At 73.5% G+C, this 22,220-nt stretch carries 18 protein-coding genes and 1 pseudogene; 8 read left to right on the top strand and 11 right to left on the bottom strand.

Annotated elements, in window-relative coordinates:
• The first annotated feature begins 1 nt into the window (after position 1).
• The 3 genes from ABD345_RS05340 to ABD345_RS05350 all read left to right on the top strand — a co-directional run bounded on the left by ABD345_RS05340 (position 2) and on the right by ABD345_RS05350 (position 3,670).
• Positions 2–1,318 (top strand): transglycosylase family protein, encoded by a 1,317-nt coding sequence (locus ABD345_RS05340; protein WP_344550590.1) that lies wholly within the window; start codon positions 2–4, stop codon positions 1,316–1,318.
• A 104-nt stretch (positions 1,319–1,422) separates the two neighbouring features.
• Positions 1,423–1,623 (top strand): hypothetical protein, encoded by a 201-nt coding sequence (locus ABD345_RS05345; RefSeq protein ID WP_344550591.1) that lies wholly within the window; start codon positions 1,423–1,425, stop codon positions 1,621–1,623.
• A gap of 142 nt (positions 1,624–1,765) precedes the next feature.
• Entirely contained in the window at positions 1,766–3,670 is a 1,905-nt protein-coding gene (locus tag ABD345_RS05350; RefSeq protein ID WP_344550592.1) for an AMP-dependent synthetase/ligase, read from the top strand.
• A gap of 55 nt (positions 3,671–3,725) precedes the next feature.
• Here the strand turns inward: ABD345_RS05350 and ABD345_RS05355 are convergent, their stop codons facing one another.
• From ABD345_RS05355 to ABD345_RS05385, 7 genes are all read right to left on the bottom strand, one after another.
• Positions 3,726–4,751, bottom strand: a complete 1,026-nt coding sequence (locus ABD345_RS05355) for a LacI family DNA-binding transcriptional regulator (RefSeq protein WP_344550593.1) — start codon at positions 4,749–4,751, stop codon at positions 3,726–3,728.
• 25 nt (positions 4,752–4,776) lie between these two features.
• On the bottom strand, positions 4,777–6,495 hold the full coding sequence (locus tag ABD345_RS05360; protein ID WP_344550594.1) for a glycoside hydrolase family 13 protein: 1,719 nt from the start codon (positions 6,493–6,495) through the stop codon (positions 4,777–4,779).
• 51 nt (positions 6,496–6,546) lie between these two features.
• Entirely contained in the window at positions 6,547–7,446 is a 900-nt protein-coding gene (locus tag ABD345_RS05365; RefSeq protein WP_344550748.1) for a sugar ABC transporter permease, read from the bottom strand.
• A 68-nt stretch (positions 7,447–7,514) separates the two neighbouring features.
• Complete coding sequence (locus ABD345_RS05370; protein WP_344550595.1) at positions 7,515–8,465, bottom strand: carbohydrate ABC transporter permease; 951 nt, start codon at positions 8,463–8,465, stop codon at positions 7,515–7,517.
• Between the two features lie 107 nt (positions 8,466–8,572).
• Complete coding sequence (locus ABD345_RS05375; protein ID WP_344550596.1) at positions 8,573–9,853, bottom strand: extracellular solute-binding protein; 1,281 nt, start codon at positions 9,851–9,853, stop codon at positions 8,573–8,575.
• A 302-nt stretch (positions 9,854–10,155) separates the two neighbouring features.
• A complete protein-coding gene (locus ABD345_RS05380) occupies positions 10,156–11,226 on the bottom strand; it encodes an aldose epimerase family protein (protein ID WP_344550597.1) in 1,071 nt (356 codons plus the stop codon).
• A gap of 103 nt (positions 11,227–11,329) precedes the next feature.
• Positions 11,330–14,284 (bottom strand): ATP-binding protein, encoded by a 2,955-nt coding sequence (locus tag ABD345_RS05385; RefSeq protein ID WP_344550598.1) that lies wholly within the window; start codon positions 14,282–14,284, stop codon positions 11,330–11,332.
• A gap of 275 nt (positions 14,285–14,559) precedes the next feature.
• Here ABD345_RS05385 and ABD345_RS05390 point away from each other — a divergent pair, with 275 nt between their 5' ends.
• Positions 14,560–15,603, top strand: a complete 1,044-nt coding sequence (locus tag ABD345_RS05390) for a terpene synthase family protein (RefSeq protein ID WP_344550599.1) — start codon at positions 14,560–14,562, stop codon at positions 15,601–15,603.
• A gap of 33 nt (positions 15,604–15,636) precedes the next feature.
• On the opposite strand, the gene ABD345_RS05395 is transcribed toward ABD345_RS05390, so the two are convergent.
• Together ABD345_RS05395 and ABD345_RS05400 are read right to left on the bottom strand one after the other, a co-directional pair.
• Positions 15,637–16,038 carry an SHOCT domain-containing protein gene (locus ABD345_RS05395; protein WP_344550600.1) on the bottom strand — a complete coding sequence of 134 codons (402 nt, stop codon included), beginning with the start codon at positions 16,036–16,038 and terminating at the stop codon, positions 15,637–15,639.
• Positions 16,039–16,057: 19 nt separating this feature from the next.
• Positions 16,058–16,486 (bottom strand): DUF6325 family protein, encoded by a 429-nt coding sequence (locus tag ABD345_RS05400; protein WP_344550602.1) that lies wholly within the window; start codon positions 16,484–16,486, stop codon positions 16,058–16,060.
• A 252-nt stretch (positions 16,487–16,738) separates the two neighbouring features.
• Here ABD345_RS05400 and ABD345_RS05405 point away from each other — a divergent pair, with 252 nt between their 5' ends.
• Positions 16,739–17,065 (top strand): nuclear transport factor 2 family protein, encoded by a 327-nt coding sequence (locus ABD345_RS05405; RefSeq protein ID WP_344550603.1) that lies wholly within the window; start codon positions 16,739–16,741, stop codon positions 17,063–17,065.
• A gap of 63 nt (positions 17,066–17,128) precedes the next feature.
• On the opposite strand, the gene ABD345_RS05410 is transcribed toward ABD345_RS05405, so the two are convergent.
• Together ABD345_RS05410 and ABD345_RS05415 are read right to left on the bottom strand one after the other, a co-directional pair.
• Complete coding sequence (locus tag ABD345_RS05410; protein WP_380276274.1) at positions 17,129–18,352, bottom strand: serine hydrolase domain-containing protein; 1,224 nt, start codon at positions 18,350–18,352, stop codon at positions 17,129–17,131.
• A gap of 32 nt (positions 18,353–18,384) precedes the next feature.
• Positions 18,385–18,723, bottom strand: a complete 339-nt coding sequence (locus ABD345_RS05415) for a hypothetical protein (protein ID WP_344550605.1) — start codon at positions 18,721–18,723, stop codon at positions 18,385–18,387.
• Between the two features lie 144 nt (positions 18,724–18,867).
• Between ABD345_RS05415 and ABD345_RS05420 the strand changes: the two genes are divergently transcribed.
• The 3 genes and pseudogenes from ABD345_RS05420 to ABD345_RS05430 form a co-directional block, all read left to right on the top strand.
• Positions 18,868–19,428, top strand: a complete 561-nt coding sequence (locus ABD345_RS05420) for an NUDIX hydrolase (RefSeq protein WP_344550606.1) — start codon at positions 18,868–18,870, stop codon at positions 19,426–19,428.
• A gap of 30 nt (positions 19,429–19,458) precedes the next feature.
• Positions 19,459–20,250 carry a TetR/AcrR family transcriptional regulator gene (locus ABD345_RS05425; RefSeq protein ID WP_344550607.1) on the top strand — a complete coding sequence of 264 codons (792 nt, stop codon included), beginning with the start codon at positions 19,459–19,461 and terminating at the stop codon, positions 20,248–20,250.
• Positions 20,251–20,415: 165 nt separating this feature from the next.
• Positions 20,416–22,220, top strand: a pseudogene (locus tag ABD345_RS05430) (hypothetical protein); the annotation flags it as partial.

Here is a 22,220-nt window from a genome sequence, read left to right on the forward strand (position 1 = left end):
CATGCTGCCCATCAGCGCCAAGCGAGCCCGTCGACTGATCGCCACCACCGGCGTCGTCGGCATCGGCCTCACCATCCCCTGCCTGACCACCGGCACCGCCTCCGCCGCCACCGTGGCGACCTGGGACAAGGTCGCGCAGTGCGAGTCCAGCGGCAACTGGTCCATCAACACCGGCAACGGCTTCTACGGTGGCCTGCAGTTCACCTCCTCCACCTGGGCCGAGTTCGGCGGCACCGCGTACGCCTCGCGCGCCGACCTGGCCACCAAGGACCAGCAGATCGCCGTCGCCGAGAAGGTGCTGGCCGTCCAGGGCCCCGGCGCCTGGCCGGTCTGCTCCGTCCAGGCCGGTCTGACCAAGGGCGGCGCCGCCCCCCAGGTCGACACCTCCGGCTCCTCGTCCTCGTCCACCGCCACCACCACCGGCTCGGACAGCAGCAGCTCCTCGCAGTCGCAGTCGCAGTCGCAGTCGCAGTCCAGCGGCAGCAGCAAGGGCCAGTCCCAGCACTCCTGGTCGCAGGGCAAGTCGCAGGCCCAGACCCAGACCCAGCAGAGCGCCCCGGCCGCCACCGACACCCAGTCGGCCGGCAGCTACACCGTCGTGGCGGGCGACTGGCTGTCCGCCATCGCGCAGAGCCAGCACGTGGACGGCGGCTGGCAGAAGCTGTACGACCTGAACCGCTCGGTCCTCACCGAGGGCCCGGACGTGATCTACCCGGGTCAGCAGCTCTCGCTGGGCGGCGGCAGCAGCACCGCGCAGCAGTCCGCGCCGGCCACCAAGTCCTCCTCCTCGTACAAGGGCTCGTCCTGGAAGAACGGCGGCTCCACCGCCAAGTCCTCCACCACCAAGTCCTCCACCACCAAGTCCTCGACCGGCACCGCGAGCACCGCCACCACCACGGCGAAGACCGCGACCACCACCACGACCGCCACCACCGCGACCACCGCCACCAAGGCGACCGGCTCCAAGGCCGCGGCGATCGACTTCGCGCTGTCCAAGCTCGGCCAGGCGTACGTCTACGGCGGCACCGGCAACGGCGGCTGGGACTGCTCGGGCCTGACCCAGGCCGCGTTCCGCCAGGCCGGCATCAGCCTGCCGCGCGTCGCCGCCGACCAGGCGGACTACTCGACCCGCGTCTCGCTGGACAGCCTGCAGCCGGGCGACCTGCTGTTCTGGTCCAACAACGGCGCCAACTCGGGCGTCTACCACGTCGCGCTGTACATCGGCGACGGCAAGTACGTCGAGGCCGCGAACCCGCGCTCCGGCGTCCGCACCGAGACCATCGCCGACTGGGCCCCCGACTTCGCGGGCCGCGTCTGATCCGCGAGCGGTGAACCGCCGCTGCCCCCGGGGACCCTGGTCGGCCCCGGGGGCAGCGGCCTATCCTCGCCCTGAGAGAAGGCTCGACGACCGGGAGCGGCGGCATGGCGAAGGTGACGATCACGCTGGACGCGGACCTGGCCCTGGAAGTGATGATGCGGGCCGGCACCACCTCCCCCCAGGACGCGGTGGAACTGGTCCTGCGCGACTACCTCTCCACCGACCGCCGCACCATCGCCCGCACCGGCGGCACCCGCGACGGCGAACGCCTCCTCCCCAAGCCCCCCACCCCCGAAGAGGGCTGACGCCCCGACGAGAGCCCTGCCCCTGACGGCGCTCCCCTGGTGGCGCAAGTGCCGCAACTGTCAAGTAACTTACCGTCTAGTAAGTTTACTGGCGAGTACATACCCTGGGCGGACCCCCACCCCCGTCCAAGGGAGTTCGCTCATGGCACACCCCCTCGCCCGTGCCGCCCGCGCCGCCCGTCCGCCCGTGGAGGTGCTGCGCACCGGCGACCGGGTGGTCGAGGCCAGGGCCGCGTACCTGGTGCCGCCGCCCGCGGGCGGGAACCTGGGCGACCTGCCGTTCCGCAACGCGGAGGCCGCGCCGGAGGCGGTGGTGCTGTCCCGCCGCCGGCCGGACGGCTCCTGGCGGGGGGTGACGGCCCGGGAGTTCGCCGAGCAGGTCGCGGCGCTGGCCCGCGGCCTGCTCGCGGTCGGGGTGGGCCCCGGCGCGCGGATCGTGCTGATGTCGCGGACCAGGTACGAGTGGACGCTGCTGGACTTCGCCGCCTGGGCGGCCGGCGCGTGCGTGGTGCCGGTGTACCCGACGTCCGCGGTGGAGCAGGCGGAGTGGATCGTCCGGGACTCGGGGGCGGTGCTGGCGGTCGCGGAGGATGCCGACGCCGCCGAGACGCTGGCCGTGGCGATCGCCCGCACCGGCGGGACGGTCCCGCTGTGGCGGCTGGACGAGGACGCCGTCGGCGAGCTCTCCGCCCTCGGCCGTTCCGTCCCCGCCGAGGCGCTGACCCGCCGCCGGGAGGCCTCCGGCCCGGCGGACGAGGCGACGCTGATCTACACCTCGGGCACCACCGGCCGCCCCAAGGGCTGCCTGCTCACCCACGCCAACTTCCTCACCGAGGCGGCGAACTGCCACGCCCTGCTGGAGCCGGTGTTCCAGGAGGCGACCGGCCGGGCCCCGTGCACCCTGCTGTTCCTGCCGCTGGCGCACGTGCTGGGCCGGATGATCCAGGTGACCTGCGTGTACGGGCGGATCCGGATCGGCCACAGCCCGTCCCTGAAGCCGGCCGACCTGCGGCCGGACCTGGCCTCGTTCGGTGCGACCTTCCTGGTCGGCGTGCCCTACCTGTTCGAGAAGATCCACCAGTTGGGCCGGGCCGAGGCGCAGGCGAAGGGCGCCGCGAAGGTGTTCGACCGGGCGGCCGCGGTGGCGGTGCGCTACGCCCGGGCCGAGCTGGCCGCGGCGGACGGCGGCCGCCCGGCGCCGCTCTCGCTGCGGCTGGCGCACGGCCTGTACGACGCGCTGGTGTACCGGCGGGTGCGGGCGGCGATGGGCGGCCGGGTGCGGTACGCGATCAGCGGCGGCTCCTCGATCGATCCGGAACTGCTGCTGTTCTTCGCGGGCGCGGGCGTGCTGGTGCACGAGGGCTACGGGCTGACCGAGAGCAGCGGCCCGTCCACGGTGAACCCGCCGCTGCGGCCGCGTCCGGGCACGGTCGGGCAGCCGGTGCCGGGCAGCGCGGTGCGGATCGCCGAGGACGGCGAGGTGCTGCTGTCGGGCGGTCAGCTCTTCGACGGCTACCACGAGTTGGGGGCGCGGCGGCCGCGGCGGCCGCTCTGGTTCGCCACCGGCGACCTGGGCCGGCTGGACGGCGACGGCTACCTGACCATCACCGGCCGCAAGAAGGAGATCCTGGTGACCTCCGGCGGCAAGAACGTCTCGCCGGGCCCGCTGGAGGACCGGCTGCGCGGCCACCCGCTGGTCAGCCAGGCGCTGGTGGTCGGCAACGGCCGCCCGTACGTGGGCGCGCTGCTCACCCTGGACGCCGAGGCGGTCGAGCGCTTCCTCGCCACGGACCCGCCCGCCGCGCCCGCACCGCGGGGAGTGGAGGTCGCCAGCGCCGTCCCGGCCCACCCCGCGGTGCTGGCGGCGCTCGCCGAGGCGGTCCTGGCCGTCAACTCGACGGTCTCGCGGGCCGAGTCGATCCGCCGGGTGCGGGTGGTGGCGGGCGACTTCACCGAGGAGCGCGGCCTGCTGACGCCCTCGCTGAAGGTCCGCCGGCAGGCCGTCAGCACCGCCTACCGCCGCGACCTGGAACAGCTCTACGCGTAGCGGTACGGCCCCCGGGGTGGACACCCCGGGGGCCGTACCGAAAGAAGAACCCGCCTCAGCCGTTGCGCGGACCGGAGCCGGTCGAGCCGCGCATCACCAGCTCGGGCTGGAACATGAACTCGGAGCGCTGCGCCGGGTTCCCGCCGACCTCCTCCAGCAGGGCGTCGACGGCGGCGGTGGCCATCGCCTCCACCGGCTGGCGGACGGTGGTCAGCGGCGGCTCGGTGAACGCTATCAGCGGCGAGTCGTCGAACCCGACCACCGAGACGTCCTGCGGCACCGTCAGCCCGCGCTGGCGCACCGCCCGGATCGCGCCGAGCGCCATCATGTCGGAGCCGCAGACGATCGCCGTGCACCCCTTGTCGAGCAGCGCCTGGGCGGCGGCGTGCCCGCCCTCGACGCTGAACAGGGTGTGGTGGACGAGTTCCTCGGCCTGTTCGGGGGTGCGCCCGGTGAACTGCCGCAGGGCCGCGGTGAAGCCCTCGATCTTGCGCAGCACCGGCACGTACCGCTTCTGGCCGACCGCGAGGCCGATCGTCTCGTGGCCGAGCTCGACCAGGTGCTGGACGGCCATCTGCATGGCGGCCCGGTCGTCCGGGGAGATGAACGGCGCGGCGATCTTCTCGCTGTAGCCGTTGATCAGCACGAACGGCACCTGGCGGCCGGTCAGCTTGGCGTACCGGTCGTGGTCGGCGGTGGTGTCGGCGTGCAGGCCGGAGACGAACACGATGCCGGCGACGCCGCGCTCGACCAGCATCTCGACGAGTTCGTCCTCGGTGGAGCCGCCCGGGGTCTGGGTGCACAGCACCGGCGTGTAGCCGTGCCGGCTGAGCACCTGCTCGATGACCTGGGCGAGCGCCGGGAAGATGGGGTTGCTGAGCTCCGGGGTGATCAGGCCGATCAGCCCGGCGCTGCGCTGGCGCAGCCGGGTGGGCCGCTCGTACCCGAGCACGTCGAGAGCGGCCAGCACGGTCTGCCTGGTGGTCGCGGAGACGCCCGCTTTGCCGTTGAGTACGCGGCTGACGGTGGCTTCGCTGACCCCCGCCTGCGCCGCGATGTCGGAGAGTCGCGCCGTAGTCACGGTCCCAGAGCCTATTGCAACCACGTCAGACCGCCCACCATGCGGTGCTGTCGGCCGGGAGTTCCGCGCCGTTCTCGGTCACGACAGCCTCAGTAGAGGACAGCAGCATACGGCCGGGGGCGGGGATCCGGACGGTTTCGCCGGTGGTGTTCACGGTGCAGACGAACGCGCCCCCGGCCGACTCGCGCCGGAAGGCCAGCACGCCCTCGGGGGCGGGCAGCCACTCGACGGCGGTGCCGGCGCCGAGCGCGGGCTGTTCGCGGCGGACGGCGATCGCGGAGCGGTACAGCTCCAGCGTCGAGGTGGGGTCGCCGGTCTGGGCCTCCACCGACAGGTGGGCCCACTCGGCGGGCTGCGGCAGCCAGCTGGGGCCGCCGGCGTTCGGACCGAAGCCGTAGGGGGCCTCGGTGCCGGACCACGGGATCGGGACGCGGCAGCCGTCGCGGAAGCCGTCCTGTCCGGCCTGCCGGAAGAAGGACGGGTCCTGGCGGACCTCGTCGGGCAGGTCGGTGACGTCCGGCAGGCCGAGCTCCTCGCCCTGGTAGACGTACGCGGAGCCGGGCAGCGCGAGCATCAGCAGGCTGGCGGCGCGGGCCCGGCGCAGGCCGAGGGCGCGGTCGCCGGGGGTGCGGATCTGGGTGCCCAGGCCGGGCGGGTTGGCGAACCGGGTGGCGTGCCGGGTGACGTCGTGGTTGGAGAGCACCCAGGTGGTGGGGGCGCCGACCGGGCGCATCGAGTCGAGCGAGACGTCGATCACCTCGCGCAGCGCGGCGGCGTCCCAACCGGTGCCCAGGTACTGGAAGTTGAACGCCTGGTGCAGCTCGTCGGGGCGGACGTAGTTGGCGGTGCGCTGGACGGTCGGGGTCCAGGCCTCGGCGACGCCGATCCGGTCGCCGGGGTACTCGTCGAGGATCTGCCGCCAGCTGCGGTAGATGGCGTGCACGCCGTCCTGGTCGAAGAACGGCATGACGTCGTTGCCGAGCAGCTTGAGCTGGTCGTGGCTGCCGAGGTCGGGCAGGCCGGGGGCCTTGACCATGCCGTGGGCGACGTCGATCCGGAAGCCGTCGACGCCCATGTCGAGCCAGAACCGCAGGATGGAGCGGAACTCGTCGGCGACCGCCGGGTTGTCCCAGTTGAAGTCGGGCTGCTCGGGGGCGAACAGGTGCAGGTACCAGTCGCCCGGGGCGCCGTCCGGGTCGGTGGTGCGGGTCCAGGCGGGGCCGCCGAAGATGGACTCCCAGTCGTTGGGCGGGAGTTCGCCGTCCTCGCCCTTGCCGGGGCGGAAGTGGTAGCGCTCGCGCAGCGGGGAGCCGGGGCCCTCCCGCAGCGCGCGCTGGAACCACTCGTGCTGGTCGGAGGAGTGGTTGGGGACCAGGTCGACGATGATCCGCAGGCCCAGGTCGTGGGCGTCGCGGATCAGCGCGTCGGCGTCCAGCAGGGTGCCGAACATCGGGTCGACGGCCCGGTAGTCGGCCACGTCGTAGCCGGCGTCGGCCTGCGGGGAGGCGTAGAACGGCGAGAGCCACACCGCGTCCACGCCCAGGTCGCGCAGGTAGGGCAGTCGGCTGCGGATGCCGGGCAGGTCGCCCATGCCGTCGCCGTTGCCGTCGGCGAAGCTGCGCGGGTACACCTGGTAGATGACCGCGTCCCGCCACCAGCCGCCTCTGGAGGCCCCGGTGTTCGCAGCGGTCCGAGCGGCGGGAACGGCGGCGGACCGGGAGGCGTCGGCCAGGTTCTGGGTCATTGGACAGTCATCCCTTGGAGGCTGTGGAAGTGACGTGGGAGGTGGCGCTGGTCAGGACTTCGCGGCGCCGGCGGTCAGACCGGTGACCAGGTGGCGCTGCACCAGGTAGAAGACGACCGCGGCGGGGAGGGCGATGAGCACCGAGGTGGCGGCCATCAGCTGCCACTGGTGGTCGTGCTCGCTGACGAACGAGGACAGGCCGACCGCCAGCGTGTACTTGTCGGACGAGAGCATGAAGGTCGAGGCGTAGGCGACCTCGCCCCAGGCGGTGAGGAAGGAGTAGAACGCGGCCACCGCCAGGCCCGGGCGGGCCAGCGGCAGGATCAGCCGCCAGAAGGTGCCGATCGGGGAGAGCCCGTCGACCCGGCCGGCCTCGTCGATCTCCATCGGGATGGTGTCGAAGTAGCCCTTGAGCAGCCAGGCGCAGTACGGCACGGTGGTGGCCGAGTAGACCAGGATCAGGCCGGTGTAGCTGTCCAGCATCCCGAGGTTCGACAGGATGTAGTACATCGGGACGATCAGCACCGCGATCGGGAACATCTGGGTGACCAGCAGGGTCCACATCAGCTGCCGGTAGCCGGGGAAGCGCATCCGGGAGACCGCGTAGCCGGTGGAGGCGGCGATCAGCACGCCGATCACGGTGGTGCCGCCGGCCACGATCGCCGAGTTGCCGAACCAGGTGAAGAACCCGGTGTCGTTCATGACCTTGGTGTAGTTGGAGAAGGTCATCTTGTCGAAGATCTTCGCCGGGTGCAGGTAGTCGTTGTCGTCCGGTCCGAGCGAGATGTACGCGATGTACAGCACGGGGAACAGCGCGACCAGGCTGGCGACGATCAGCGTGCCGTGCGAGAGCACGGTGGCCAGCGGGGAGGACTGGCCGCGCCGGCGGACCTTGGCGGGGCGCTCGGCGGTGGCCGTCTCGGCGGCGGGGCGGTCGGCGGTGAGTGTCATGGGGCTGCCTGCCTGGTCGTGGTCCTCGGTCGGGGAAGCGGTTCGGCCCTGGGGCGCGGTCTCGGCGCTCATCCGTTGGCCTTCTCGTTCCGGGCCAGCCAGCGGCGGTAGAAGGTGGTGAACACGATCAGGATCGACAGCAGCAGGATCCCGTAGGTCGCGGACTGCGCGTAGTCGGACGGCTGCTGGCCGAAGCCGAGGCGGTACGCCCAGGTGACCAGGATCTGCGCGTCGGGGGCGCCGGAGCCGAACAGCAGGAAGATGACCGCGAACTGGTTGAAGGTCCAGATCACGCCGAGCAGCACGACGGTGGAGGAGACGGTGCGCAGGCCGGGCAGGGTGACGTGGCGGAAGCGCTGCCAGGCGGTGGCGCCGTCCATCTCGGCGGCCTCGTAGAGCTCCTGCGGGATCGACTGGAGTCCGCCGAGCAGCGAGATCATCATGAACGGCACGCCGACCCAGGTGTTGACCAGGATCGCGGCGGCCTTCTGCGCCAGCGGGTCGGACAGCCAGGCGGGTTCGGGCAGGTGCAGGAAGGACAGCAGTCCGTTGACGGCGCCGCCGTCGGCGAGCATCAGCCGCCAGGAGAAGACGGTGACGAAGGTCGGCACCGCCCAGGGCAGGATCAGCACCAGCCGGTACAGGCCGCGGCCGCGCATCTTCCGGTTGAGCAGCAGCGCCAGGCCGAGGCCGATGCTGTAGTGCAGGACCACGCAGATCGCGGTCCAGGCGACGGTCCAGATGAAGTGCGACCAGAACCGGTCGTAGGCGGTCGGCCCCCACAGCACGTCCGCGTAGTTGTCCAGCCCGACGAAGTCGAAGCTGTCGGGGATGTGGTTGACGCCGATCTGCCGCCCGACGTTGAGGCTGGTGGCGTTGGTCAGGGTCAGGTAGATGCCGCGCACCAGCGGGTAGCCGACCAGCACCCCGAGGACGATCACGACCGGCGCGATCATCGCGTACGCGTACCAGTACTTCGAGTACGACAGCCTGATGCGCTGTACGACCGCAACTGCCATGGGATGACACCTTCTCCGGGAGGTCCGCCGCCTGCCTCGGCGACTGCTGGGGGTAGGACGGGGCCGGCCCGGCCCACCGTCAGGTGTGGGCCGGGCGGCCGTTCGGCTTACTTGGTGAAGTCCGGGAGGAGCTTCGCGTAGTCGGTGGCGGTGGCGTCGAGGCCGGCCTTGGTGTCCGACTGGTCCTGGACGATCTTGCCGAGGTTGGTGCCGAAGGAGCCGAACAGCGAGGCGTACTCGGGCAGTTCGGGGCGCGGCTGGGCGGAGGTCAGGACCGCCTGGAAGTCCGCGATGCCGGGGTTGGCCTTGACCTCGGCGGTGTAGGCGTCGCTGCGGGTGGGCAGGGTGCCGTTCTTCAGCGCGAGGAAGGTCTGGCTCTCGGCGGAGGTCAGGAACGCGGCGAGCTTCTCGGCGGCGGCCTTGTGGGCGGCGTCGGAGCCGGCGTAGACGGAGACGTTGTGGCCGCCGGTGGGGGCGCCGCCCTTGCCGGTGGAGCCGTTCGGGACGGCGGCGATGCCGAGGTTCTTCTTGTCGGCGAACGCGGCGCCCTTGTAGACGTTGGTGACCTCCCAGGGACCCTGGATGATCGCGGCGACCTTGCCGTTGTTGAAGGCGTCCATCATGTGCGCGTAGGCGTCGGTGGTGACGTCGGCCTTCACGGTGCCGGGCGAGGTGAACATCGACTTGTAGGTGTCGACGGCCTTGACGGCCTCGGCCGAGTTGACGGTGATCTTCTTGCCGGCGGTGTCCACCATGTTGGTGCCCTCGCCGTACAGGAACGGCATGGCGTAGTAGCCGTCCGCGGCCTTCAGCCAGAAGCCGTCGACGCCGGCCTTGTCCTTCAGCTGCGCGGCGTCGGCCTTGAGCTCGTCCCAGGTGGTGGGGGCGGCGGTGATGCCGGCCTTGGCGAAGAGCTCCTTGTTGTACATCAGGGCGAGGGTGTCGGTGACCAGCGGGACGCCGTAGGTCTTGCCCGAGTACTGGGCCTGCTGGATCAGCGAGGGCTGGAAGGCGGAGACGTCGGTCAGCGCCGGGGTGCCGTCCAGCGGCTCCAGGTAGCCGGCCTTGGCGAAGGCGGAGGTCCAGCCGACCTCGGAGCGGAAGACGTCCGGCGCGCCCTTGGCGCCCATCGCGGTCTGCAGCTTGTTCTGCGCCGTGTCGAAGGGCACGTTGACGAAGTTGACCTTGACGTTCGGGTTCGCGGCCTCGAACTTCTTGACCAGCTCCTGGTAGTTGGGAGCCTCGTTGGTGGCGTTCGAGGTGTCCCAGTAGGTGATGGTGACCGGTCCGTCGCTCTTGCTGTCCGAGCCGGAGCCGCTGCTGCTGCAAGCCGCCATGGTGACTGCCAGAGCCGCAACGAGAGCGGAGGCCGCGATGCCACGCCGCATGGAAACTCCTATGAAAGGTGGGGGTGCCCGAGATGGAGGAGGACGGCGCATAATGGCTGTCCGAAGCCGACTGCGCCGTTGCGGCCGCCGGGCTTGAGCAGGAACGTAACAGCGCGGTGAGCGTTGCTGAAAGTCCTTGCAGCAAGTTTCTGCAAGGTGACGGCGATCGTTACGTCCACGTGTCCTTAGAGTTGCCGACGCGCGCCTTGACCATCCGTCGCCTTGCGGAAACTCCTTGCAGTCGGCGGGCACGAAGAGGCCCCCGGGAGCAGCGCTCCCGGGGGCCCTCGATCGGGCGCGGCTCAGCCGGCGGTGCCCAGCCGCAGCACGGTGGTGGACCGGAACTCCTGCTCCGGCCGCAGCTCGGTCGACGGGTAGGACGGCTGGTGCGGCGAGTCCGGGTGGTGCTGGGTCTCCAGCGCCACCCCGGCGTACGGACCGTAGGGCGCCCCGGACGGGCCGGTCACCGCGCCGTCGAAGCCGTTCGCGGTGTACACCTGGATGCCCGGCTCGGTGGTCAGCACCTCCAGCGTCCGCCCGCTGCCCGGGTCCGCCAGCAGCGCCGCCCGCACCGGCGGCCCGTCCGCGGGGCGCTCGCGCAGCACCCAGTTGTGGTCGTAGCCGCGTGAAAGTTTCAGCTGCGGGTGCCCGTCGTGGATCCGCTCGCCGATCGGCCGGGCGGTGGTGAAGTCGAACGGGGTGTCCGCCACCGGCTCGTACGGGCCGTACGGGATCTGCCGCTCGTCGACCGGGGTGTACGCGTCCGCGTCGACGGTCAGCAGGTGGCCGAGCACGTCGCCGCGGCCCTCGCCGGCCAGGTTGAAGTAGGCGTGGTTGGTCAGGTTGAGCACCGTCGGCTTGCTGGTCACCGCCCGGTAGGAGAGGGCCAGCTCGGAGCCGGTGAGGGTGAAGTCGACCCAGACGTCCAGCGCGCCCGGGAAGCCCTGGTCGCCGTCCGGCGAGTGCAGGTGCATCCGGACCCCGTCGGGGATCTCCTCGGCCTCCCACACCCGGTGCGCGAAGGAGTCCGGGCCGCCGTGCAGGGTGACGCCGTTGCCGGTGGGCAGCAGCGGGTGGTCCTCGCCGTCGACGGTGATCCGGCTGCCCGCGATCCGGTTGGCGTACCGGCCGACGGTCACCCCGTAGTGCTTGGCCGGGCCGAGCAGGGTGCCCACGTCATTGCTGGTCAGCAGCAGCTGGGCGGGGGCGCCGGAGCGGTCCGGGGCGGTGAGGGTGTGCAGCGCGGCACCCAGCGTGATCACCGTCGCCTCGATCGGACCGGCCCGCAGCGTCCAGCGCTCCAGGCCCATCCCGGCCCCGGAGTGGTCGTACGGTGCCCGGTGCACCTCGGTGGGCTCGGCCGGCGCGGTCATGGGGCTGCTCCTCGGTTCGTGATCATCCTGCCCGGTCAGCGTAGCCCGACCCGGCGCGCGGACCGGCGACCCGCCCCGCGCGCCGACAGGATCGGCCCGCCCCTCAGTCAACCTGCCCGGGGTCGTCGGCGGGCAATCCGAGCGCGTCCGCCAGCCCGTCCGGACCGGTGCCGAGCTTGCGGTGGACCGCGGCGAGGCGCTGCTTGACGATCCCCAGCGGGAGCCGCAGCTCCTCGGCGATCCGCTGCGGCGGCAGCGAGCGGGCGGCGAGCCGGGCGACCTCTTGCTCGGCCGGGTTGAGGGTGTCCTTGGCCGGGACCGCCGAACGGCTGGGCTGCAGTCCGGCCGTGGCGAGCAGCTCGCGGGCCCGCACCTCCAGGCCGTCGGCGCCGCAGTGCTTGGCCAGCTCCAGGCCCTGGTAGAGGTGTTCCTCGGCCTCCAGGCTGCGGCCGACCTGCACCAGCGCGGCCCCCAGGTCGACCAGGGCGTGCGCGTGCTCGTAGCTCGCCGGGGAGCGGCCCAGCCAGCCGACCGCGTCCTGGAGCAGCCGCACGGCGTGCGCGCCCTGCCGGACCTGGGCGGCCAGCCGCAGCGCGGTGCCGATCGCCGACGGGACGCCGGACGTCCTGGCCCGCTCGACCGCCTCCTCCGCGGTCCTGCGGGCCGCCGGGAGGTCCTGCTCCGCCAACGCGACCGCCAGGTGACCGGCCCACGGGGCGTGCACGCCGGAGTGCCAGCCCCGCCGTTCCAGCCGTTCGCCGACCTTGGCCAGCACCGCGGCGGCCTCCTGGTGCCGGCCGCGCGCGATCAGCAGCTTGCCGTAGGTGGTGGCCGCGTCGGGGAGCACCAGCGCGGTCTCGTGGTAGGGCGGCTGGAAGCGGTACTTGACCGCGGTGTCCCAGGCCTCCTGGTCGCGGCCGCGGGCGAGCAGGGTCTCGATCATCACGCCCGCCAGGTTCCAGGTCAGCGGCAGGTCGGTGCCCATCCGGTCGGCGATCCGCAGGCCGCGGCGCAGGAAGTCCTCGGCCTCCGGGAGGAAACCGCGGCGCAGCCGGGCGTAGCCCATCAGGAAGTAGGCGAAGCCGCGGTGCGCGCCGCTCCACCCGGCGATCTCGAAGTCCAGGATGGCGGAGCTGAACAGCTTCTCGGCGCGGGCGAGTTCGTCGTTGTAGGCGAAGCAGAGGCCGAGCAGGGCCGGCAGTTCGAAGTTCCAGGTGGTGTTGGTCCAGCGGAGGCTGTCCGGCAGCCGGCCCTCCACCAGGGCGGACTCGGCGGCCCGCAGCGCCTCGGTGGTGCCGCCGCCCTGGAGGGTGAGGTCCCAGGCGTGCAGGACGCGGACCGGCTGGGCGGCCTCGCTGTCCGGGTCGACCTCGGCGGCCAGCCGGCGGACCCGCTCGGCGCGTCCGGGCCCGTCCTCCTCGTCCCGCTGCAGCGCGGTGTACAGCAGCTGGGCGACCAGCAGCCGGAACCGGCCGGGGCCCTCGGGGGTGTGGTCGGACTCGTCCTGGCAGAGCGCGGCGGCCCCGCCCAGGTCGCCGCTGTGGGCGACCACCTCGGAGAGCCGCAGGACCGCCTCGACCCGCAGGTCGGGGCTGAGCCCGGGTTCCATGTCGATGGCGCGGCGCAGCTGGTTGGCGGTGGCCTCGGGGTCGGTGAGCAGGCTGGCGCAGGCCAGTTCGTACAGCACCTCGGCCTGGTCGTCCACGTCCGGCGGCTCGTTCATGGCGCGCTCCAGACAGCGGCGGGCGGCCCCGGGCGCGCCGATGGCCAGGTTCTCGGCGGCGGCCCGGCGCAGCTTGCGCACCATCGCGTCGTCGCCCTCGCCGGGGTGGGTCTCCAGCAGGTGCCGGGAGGCGGCCAGCAGCGAGCCGCCCGCGTTCTCGATCACCGTGGCGGCCTGGCCGTGCATGCCGGTGCGGGTGCTGGGCGGGATCGACTGGTAGATCGAGGTGGCGATCAGCGGGTGGACGAACTCCAGCCGGCCGTCGGGCTGGCTGGTGAGCACGCGCATCCGGCGCAGTACCCGCACCGACTCGGCGGCCTGGGTGGCGGTCTGGCCGCAGATCGCGGCGGCCACCTCCTCCTTGATCTCGGTGCCGAGCAGGGCCGCGGCCCAGGCGAACCGGATGACCGTGACGCCGAGCTTCTCCAGCCAGTAGTCGCGGCCCTGCCCGCGGGCGGCCGCGGCCAGGTCGCGCAGTCGGGGCGAGTTCTCCTCGATCGGTTCGAGGTTCTGCTCGCGGACCTCGCGCACCAGCGCCACGGTGTCGAACGGGGTGCCGGCGGTGACCGCCCAGACCTGGCGGCAGAACGCGTCGTCGGCCTCGGCGAACTCGTCGTGCACGATGGCGGCCACCGACACCGGGTTGAGCTGCACCAGTTCGTGCTTGTAGGCGGCCCGGTCCTTGATCTGCCGGGCGAACGGGAGGGCCTCCTCCTCGAACTCGTGCCGGAAGGCGAAGACCAGCAGCACGGGCAGTTCGCGGGCGCGCACCGCGAAGGAGGCGAGCCAGCTCAGCGACTCCTGGTCGACGGCGTGCAGGTCGTCGACGATCACCACCAACGGGGCCCGGCGGGGCGCCAGTTGGGTGATGACGAAGTCCAGGCCGTCGTGGATGCCCTGCGGGTCGATCCGCTCGATCTCGCCGGACGGCGAGGCCAGGCCGATGGCCGGCGCGACGATGTTGTACCAGCTGCCGAACACCTCCTTGCGCTCGGCCTCGTCCAGGCCGCCGAGCACCGGCATGAGCAGTTGCCGCAGCACGCGGAACGGCTCCTTGCGCTCGCGCTCGCTGCCCCGGGCGAACAGCGTGGTGGAGCCCTCGCGGGCCCCGGCGATCCGGCGGGCCTGCTCCAGCATGGTGGTCTTGCCGATGCCCGGCATGCCCGAGAAGAGCAGCAGTTCGCCGATCTTCAGGCCGCCCGCGGCGTACTCGCGGCACAGTTTGTCCACGGCGTGCTCGATGGAGCGCATCTCGTGGTCGCGTTCCCACAGCCGCGGGCCCGCCGGCCCCGTGTCGGCCGCCTGCACCTGCGACCCGTTCTGCTCTTCGGCCACGTCCGTCCCTCCGCCTCGCCGTCCGGCACTCCGTTCCCGACCTTAGCGCCGCCTTCGGCCGCGCGAGTGGCGTTCGCGCAGGCAGGGGTGGCTGACGCAGGGTTAGCTGTGCCCGCCGGGGGCAAATCCCCTACCAGTTATGACATCTGACGATCCGATCGGATAACTTTCCAGCCACACGGGTGTAGTCGATCTTCGCCGGGGAAGGCCATCGCCCGGGTCCGCGCACCCCTTGGATCCGCGCCGTACCGGCAACAGGCTGCTCTGGAGACACGTTGGCTGCGATACCCCCGCTCTTCTGCCCCATCCCGTCCAGCCTGCACCCGGATCACGAGGCGGTCGGCAAGAGCACCGAACTCTGGCTCGACACGATGGGCTTCACCGGGGACGCCGAACGCCGACGACGCCTCCTGGCCATCGGCGCGCACGAGTTCGTCTGCCGGATCGCCCGGGACGCCGAGGGCACCACCGGGCTGGAGCTGGTCTCCCAGTGGCTCTGCAGCATGCTCACCCTGGACGACGAGTGGGACACCGGCCGACTCAGCCGGGACCCGTCCCGTGTACTCACCATAGCAGCCACGCTACTGGCTGTTATCAATTCCACGCACTCGCATCCGGACGAGGACGACCGCTACGTCGCCTCGGTCCGCGACGTGTTCGGCCGGGCCCGCGCCTGGGCCCCCGCGCTCTCCGTGAAGCGCTGGGCGGACAGCCAGTTGGAGTCCTTCCTGGGCGCCGCCACCATCGTCGCCTACCGCTCCGAGGGCCGTCCGATGACGCTCTCCGAGTACCTGACGGTCGGCCCGCTGGACCGCGGCAGCCGCTCCTGCATCGAGATCATCGAGGTCTGCGAGCGCACCGCCATCCCGCAGTCCCAACTGGACTCGCCGCGGGTGCACGCGCTCACCGAGGCCGCCAAGTTCCTGGTCCTGGTCTCGGCCGACGTCTACTCCTTCCGCCGCGAGGACGACCACGGCGCGCTGGAGAGCAACATCGTGGACGCGCTCCAGCGGCACCTGGGCTGCGGACAGGAGCGGGCACTGCTGGAGGCGGCCGCCCTGCACGACCGCACCATGTGCCTGTTCCTCCGCCTCGCGGACCGCACCTCCCGCCGCGCCGGTGCCGAACTGCGGCGCTACATCACGCAGTTGTCCAACCTGGTGAGCGGCAACCTGGAGTGGGGCTTCACCTCGGCCCGCTACACCGAGCGCGTCCCCGGCACCCTCCCGGTGGCCGAACGCGCCGAACGGCCCGCCGACGGCCGGCTCACCCCGCCGCCCTACCCCGAGATCGCCTGGTGGTGGGACCAGCTGTGGTGACGACCGGCCCCGACGGGCCGCGCGGAGCCCCGCTCAGGCCAGCAGCCTGGCCTTCGCGGCGGCGAACTCCTCCGGGGTGAGCAACCCCTGCTGCACCAGCTGCGCCAACTGCCCCAGCTTGCTCGCCACGTCCTCGCCGCCCGAGGCGGGAGCGACGGGCGCGGCGGGAGCGACGGGCGCCGCGGGCGCCGCGGGTGGCGCGGGTGGCGGCGCGTAGACCGGCTGCTGGACGGCCTGCTGCTGGAGGGCCTGCTGCTGCGCGGCCCGGTCCTGCTCCGCCTGGAGCTCCGCGATCGCCCGGTCCTGGTCCTGCTCGCCGGCGGCCCGGCGGGCCCCGGCCCGGCCGGCGGCGTACGCGGCGCCGCCCACCAGCAGCCCGCGGGCGAGCGGGCGCCCCACCGGGCGCACCACCCGGACCGGCCGGATCGGTCTCATCGGTCGGAACACGGCACCCTCACTCTCCCGCCGCGACGCGCGCCTCGGCGGCGCGAACGGCCTCGTCGATGTTCTCCGGCGGGACGCGCACCCCGGAGGCGAGCCTGCCGCCCACCGCGGCCAGCGCCTCGGCCGCCTCCCGGGCCCACAGGTGCTCGATCAGCACGATCAGCGCCGCGCTGCCGGGCTCCATCAGCTCGACCGCCTCCTGGGCGTCCTCCGGCCCGATCAGCGGCAGTTCCTCGCCGTCCAGACCCTCGACGCCGCGCAGGTGCTCGAAGTCGGCGAGCTCCCCGTAGGCGGCGTCGCCCTCGGCGTCCCGGACCACCACCAGCGAGTCGATCACCCGGACCCCGGCGGCGTCCCGCAGCCGGACCAGCGCGGTGGCCGCCTCGACGGTGACGGTCGGCCCGGGGAAGGTCAGGACGAGCAGTTCGGCCGGTCCCATCAGGGGCTCCCTTCCGTGCACGAATCCCTCATATCGGGATCAAATCACACGAATGCCGGGGAGTCGGGGTCCGCCACGCACCGCCCGCCCGGGCCCCGGGCGGGCCCCCGACAGGTGCGCGACGGGTGCGCGACGGCCCCCCGCGGGTGTGCGGCAGGGCCCCGGGCGGCCCACGGCGGCTGGCGGGCCGGGGTCGCGCGTGGTCCCGTCGAAGCACCATCCGTCCGACCCCGCTGCAAGGAGCCAACCGCCATGACCATCGCCGTCGACAAGCTCTCCGATCCGGCCGTCCGCCGCCTGCTCGGCGCCGTCAACTCCGGCGACCGGGACGCCTTCTTCGCCACCCTGACCGAGGACGCCACGATGTCCGACGACGGCTCCGAGCGCGACCTGGCGGACTGGGTCGACCGGGAGATCTTCTCCTCGCACGGGCACATCGAGGTGCAGACCGAGAAGTCCGGCGGCCGCGCCCTGGTCGCCGCCTACCGCAACGACACCTGGGGCGAGATGCGCACCGCCTGGCGCTTCACGGTCGCCCCGGACGGCCGGGTCAGCCGGTTCGAGACCGGCCAGGCCTGACGCCCCGCCGCCCCCGGTCCGGCGTGCTCGGTCCCGCGCTCTCCGGTCCAGCCGCGCGCCGGTTCAGCCGCGCGCCGCCAGGCACTGCCGGACGGCGGCGATCAGCGCCCGGGAGCGGACGTCCCCGGTGACGCCCGGCTGCATGCCGTTGGTGACGTAGCCGAAGCCGATGCCCAGCTCGGGGTCGGCGAAGCCCAGCGAACCGCCCCGGCCCGGGTGGCCGAAGCTCGCCGGGGAGGCCATCGGCGAGGTGCCGCCGTGCCGGAAGAAGCCCTGGCCGAAGGCGGTGTTGACGATCAGCACCCGGTCCGGCCCCTGCACCGAGGGGCCGGCCGCCTCCCCCAGCGCGTCGGGCCCGAACAGCGCGGGCAGCCGCTGCCCGGGCGCCTCGGCCCGGTCGGCGGCGCCGATCAGCGCGGCGTAGAACCGGGCCAGCGAACGGGCGGTGCCGATCCCGCCCGCGCCCGGCACCTCGACGGCCTGCACCGCCGGGTCGTTCAGGTCCACGCTGCTGCGCACCGAGCCGAACGAGCGGGCGGTCAGCGAGCGCGGGTCCCGGTAGGCGTCCAGCACGGACTGCTTGGGGCGCATCCGCATCCCGCCCGGTCCGAGCCGGGCGGCCTCCGGCGCGGGCAGGTCGACCAGCCGGCCGACCCGGCCGGCCGCGGCGGCGGGCAGGCCGATCCACAGGTCCAGGCCGAGCGGGGCGGCGATCTCCTCCGCGAAGTACCGCCCCACGCTGCGGCCGCCGGCCCGCCGGACCACCTCGCCGACCAGCCAGCCGAAGGTCAGCGGGTGGTAGCCGTGCGCGGTGCCGGGCTCCCAGGCGGGGGCCTGGGCGGCGACGGCCGCGGCCGCCGGCTCCCAGGCCAGCACGTCCTCGATCCGCAGCGGCACGTCCAGCGCGGGCAGCCCGGCCTGGTGCGAGAGCAGCCAGCGCACCGGGACGCGCTCCTTCCCGGCCCGCGCGAACTCCGGCCAGTACGAGGCCACCGGCGCGTCCAGGTCGAGCAGCCCGCGCTGCGCGAGGTGCAGCGCGGCAGCGGCGGTCAGCCCCTTGGTGACGGAGCGCAGCACCTGCGCCGTCCCCTCCTGCCAGCCGACCGCCGGGTCCGGCCGCGCCCCGACCTCCGGCCGGGCGTCCCCGCCCCACAGGTCGACCACCAGCCGCCCGTCCAGGTACAGCGCGAAGGCCGCGCCCAACTCCCCGTACTGCCGGAAGTTGCCCGCGAAGGCGTCCCGGACCGGCTCGAAGCCGTCCGCCGCGTACCCCTGGATCTGCTGGATCTCCACCCGCCCACCCTAAACACCCCGGGTCGTCACTCCACCGTCCACCCGATGTGTCCGATGCCCGAGGAGTAGATCGCGCAGTGGCCGGAGGACTCCTGGGTCTGGCCCGGCCAGGCGGTCACCGAGTTGCCCGTGACGTCGGGCGCCCAGCCGCAGACGATGTCGGCGTGGAAGGTGATCGGGCCGCCGGTGTTGTTGGTGCAGTCGACGCCTCCGGTGAGCGGGTCGTTGTTGTGGATCCAGGTGGTGCAGTCCAGGCCCGAACGGACGGACCTGGCGGCGGGCGCGGGGGCCGCCGCGGCGGGCAGCGCGGTGGCGAGCGCGACCAGGGCGGCAGCGGCGGACAGGGCGATGGCGCGGTTCTTCAACTCGGCTCCTCGGGACGGTTCCTGACGGTTCGACCGGGTTCATTCCCGGACCGATCCCTACGTATACCAACTCTTTCGAGTGATACCGCCTCGCCGCCCCGACACCGCGGCGCCCGGCCGCCGCCGCCCGCCACAATGGCCGACATGGAGACCCCCGACCCCACCACGGCCCCCGACCCGGCACCGGCCCCGGCGACCGACCTCGACGAGATCCTCGACGTGGTCGACGAACGGGACCGGGTGCTGCGCACCGCGCCCCGCTCCGAGGTCTACCGCGACGGCCTGCTCCACCGCTGCGTCTTCGTCCTGGTCCGCGACCCGCAGGGCCGGATCTTCACCCACCGCCGCACCGACACCAAGGCGTTCGCCCCCGGCGCGTACGACTGCTTCGTCGGCGGCGTGGTCGGCGCCGGCGAGGGCTACCCGGAGGCCGCCGTCCGGGAGGCCGAGGAGGAGCTCGGCGTCACCGGCGTCCGCACCCGCCCGCTGTTCCGCTTCCTCTACACCGACGGCGACCGCCACAGCTGGTGGTCCGACGTCCACGAGGCCGAGTGGGACGGCCCGGTGCACCCGCAGGAGTCCGAGGTCGCCTGGCACGACTGGCTCACCGAGGAGCAGCTCGCCGAACGCCTCGACACCTGGGAGTTCGTCCCCGACGGCCGCGAGGCGTACCGCCGCTACCTGGCCCTGCGCAGCACCGACTGATCGGCCCGCGCAGGCCCTAGGGTGGGCCGCATGGCTTCCCGTACGCCGTCCGCGGCCCCCCGCGCGGAGGAACAGCACTCCGCCACCCGTGCGCCCCGCCGCCGGCTGAGCGTCGACGAGCGCCGCGAACAGCTCATCGCGGTGGCGCTCCAGCTGTTCTCGGACCGCGCGCCCGAGGACGTCTCGATCGACGACATCGCCGCCGCCGCGGGCGCCTCCCGCCCGCTGGTGTACCACTACTTCCCCGGCAAGCAGGCCCTGTACGAGGAGGCCCTGCGCCGGGCCGGGCGGGAACTGGCCGGGCGGTTCGAGGAGTCCGGCGAGGGGCCGCTCTCCGAGCGCCTGCACCGCGTCATGGGCCGCTACCTCGACTTCGTGCAGTCCCACGCGGCGGGCTTCACCGCCCTGCTGCGCGGCGGTTCGGTCGTCGCCAGCCCGGACGCGGGCGCCGTCATCGACCAGGTCCGGCGGGCCGCGCAGGAGCAGATCCTGCGGCACCTCGGCCTCCCCGACCCGAGCCCCGTGCTGCGCCGCACCGTCCGCGCCTGGATCGCCAACGCCGAGATCAGCTCGCTGGACTGGCTCGCCGACAAGCCCGTCCCGGTCGAGACCCTGCAGCTGCACCTCGTCCAGGAACTCGTCGCCGCACTCACCGTCGCCGCCACCCGCGACCCCGAACTCGCGGACCGACTCGGCGAGTTCTTCGCCGCCGAACGGCCCGACGGCCCCGCCGCCCGACTGGTCCGCGACCTCGCCGGCACCCTCGCCTCCCCCGCCCTGGCCGACTCCCTGCTCCGCCTCGCCACCCCACCCGCCCACTGAGCCGCCCGCGCCCCGTCCCCGAACTCCCGCCCGCCGCGGCCCGCTTCCCGTCCCGCCCCGCCCCCGCCGACGACCGCGCAGCCCCCGGACCGGCCGTCCGCCGCCGGTCGGGTCTGATAAAAAGTGGCTGAACTGTCCGCACCCGAGAACGAGGGGGCTCGGCGAATGACGCAGGACGGCTTCGCCGCCGCAGACCGGATCACGGCCACGCTGGACGCGGCGTGCGCCGCACTTCTCGGCAGCCGCGCCACCCACTACCAGGCCGAGGCGCTCACTGCCTTCCGCCGTTCCGAACACCCCGCCGCCAAGGCCCTGTTCGGCCTGCGGATCAGCCAGATCGGTCCCGGCCTGCTCGCCGTGCCGAAGCTCGGCACCGTCGTCGAGGTGGCCGGCCTCCGGCGCCCGAACGCCGCCGCCGGCCGCGAGGCCGTGCCGGTGCTGACGAACCGCTTCGGCGCGTCGGCGCTCGGCCTGACCGACGTGGCGTCAGCGTCCGCGCTGCGCCTGTCCGCCGAGCCGACCGGCGTGGAGGGCGACGACCTGGCCGGGTTCACCTCGGCCCTCGCCGCGCTCGCCGAGCCCCGGACGACCGTCGCGCCCGACGAGCTGTCGACCGGTTCGGGGGTGGAGGCGCGCCTGGTGGTGCCGCCAGTGTTCCACACCCTGACGGTCCGCGGCTCGGGCAACGCGCTGTCCGCGCACCTGGCGGAGATCGCCGAGGAGGTGTTCTCGGGCGGTTCCCCGGCCGAGCGCAACGACTTCGCGGTGGTGGCGGCGCTGCTCGCCGAGCAGTTCGCGGCGGCGGACGTCGCGTACGCGGGCATCGGCGCGCTGCTGGTGAACGGCCGCCGCGCCCGGGTGTCGCTGGTGGTGTCGACCGTCCAGTGCTCGCAGCCGATCCAGGACCTCGCGGTGGACCTGTCCACCGAGCGCCCGTACGCCGAGGTGTGGACGGTGCTGCTGCCGGCCGGTCCGGCGGCGCTGCTGGTGGAGACCCGGGTCACCCCGGCGCTGAAGGAACTGCGGGACGAGAGCCCGAGCGGCCGGGTGGTGAGCACCGCGGTCGAGGCGTTCCTGCCGATGCCGGACGGGGCCACCGTGCTGACCGTCCAGCTGACCACCTCGGACCCCGAGGACTGGGACGTGTACACCCAGGTGTTCGCGGACCTGCTCTGCACCGTCCAACTCGCCTGGGACGGCGTGTCGGTGGCCCCGGCCCCGGTGCCGGTCGGCCGGGCCCTCCCGGCCCGGTCCGCGACGGTCCCCGCGCAGGCCCCGGCCCCGGCCCCCGCTCCCGCACCGGCCGCCACCGCCCCGGCCCCGCCGACCGCACCGACCCCGGCCGCCCCGCCGGTACAGGTGCCGGTCGCGGCGCCCGAGCCGCCCGAGAGCCCGTCCGGGACGGCGGTGCGGGTACCGCCCTCCGACTTCAACCCGTTCGCCGCCCCGGCCCCCGGCGACCTGCCCGCGCAGGCCACCGACTCCCCGGTGCTGGCCTCCGCGGACGCCTTCGCCGCGCCCGCCCCCGCGCCCGCGCCCACCCCCGTGCCGGAGTCGGCCCCACCGGTCGCCGCACCCGCGCCCGCTCCCGAGCCGGAGCCGGAGCCCGCCCCGCCGGTCGCCGCAGCGGCACCGCAGGTCGAGGACGAGGAGCCGAAGGGCCGTCTGGTCAAGGTCCCGCCGCCGGACTTCAACCCCTTCGCCCAGACCACCCCGCCCCCGGCCCCCGCACCGGTCGCGGCCGCCGCCCCCGCCGCCGACCCGTTCGCGGGCAGCGACCCGTTCGCCACCCCGGACCCGTTCGCCGCCCCCGACCCGTTCGGCACCCCGGCGCCCGTCCCGGCACCGGCCCCCGCGCCCGCTCCGGTCGCGGCCGCGGAGCCGGAGGAGGCCGACCCGACCAAGGGCCGCCTGGTCAAGGTCCCGCCGCCGGACTTCAACCCCTTCGCACCCCCGGCCCCCAGCACCGC

Origin of the sequence: Kitasatospora saccharophila (assembly GCF_039529925.1) — a bacterium.
Taxonomy (GTDB): domain Bacteria; phylum Actinomycetota; class Actinomycetes; order Streptomycetales; family Streptomycetaceae; genus Kitasatospora; species Kitasatospora saccharophila.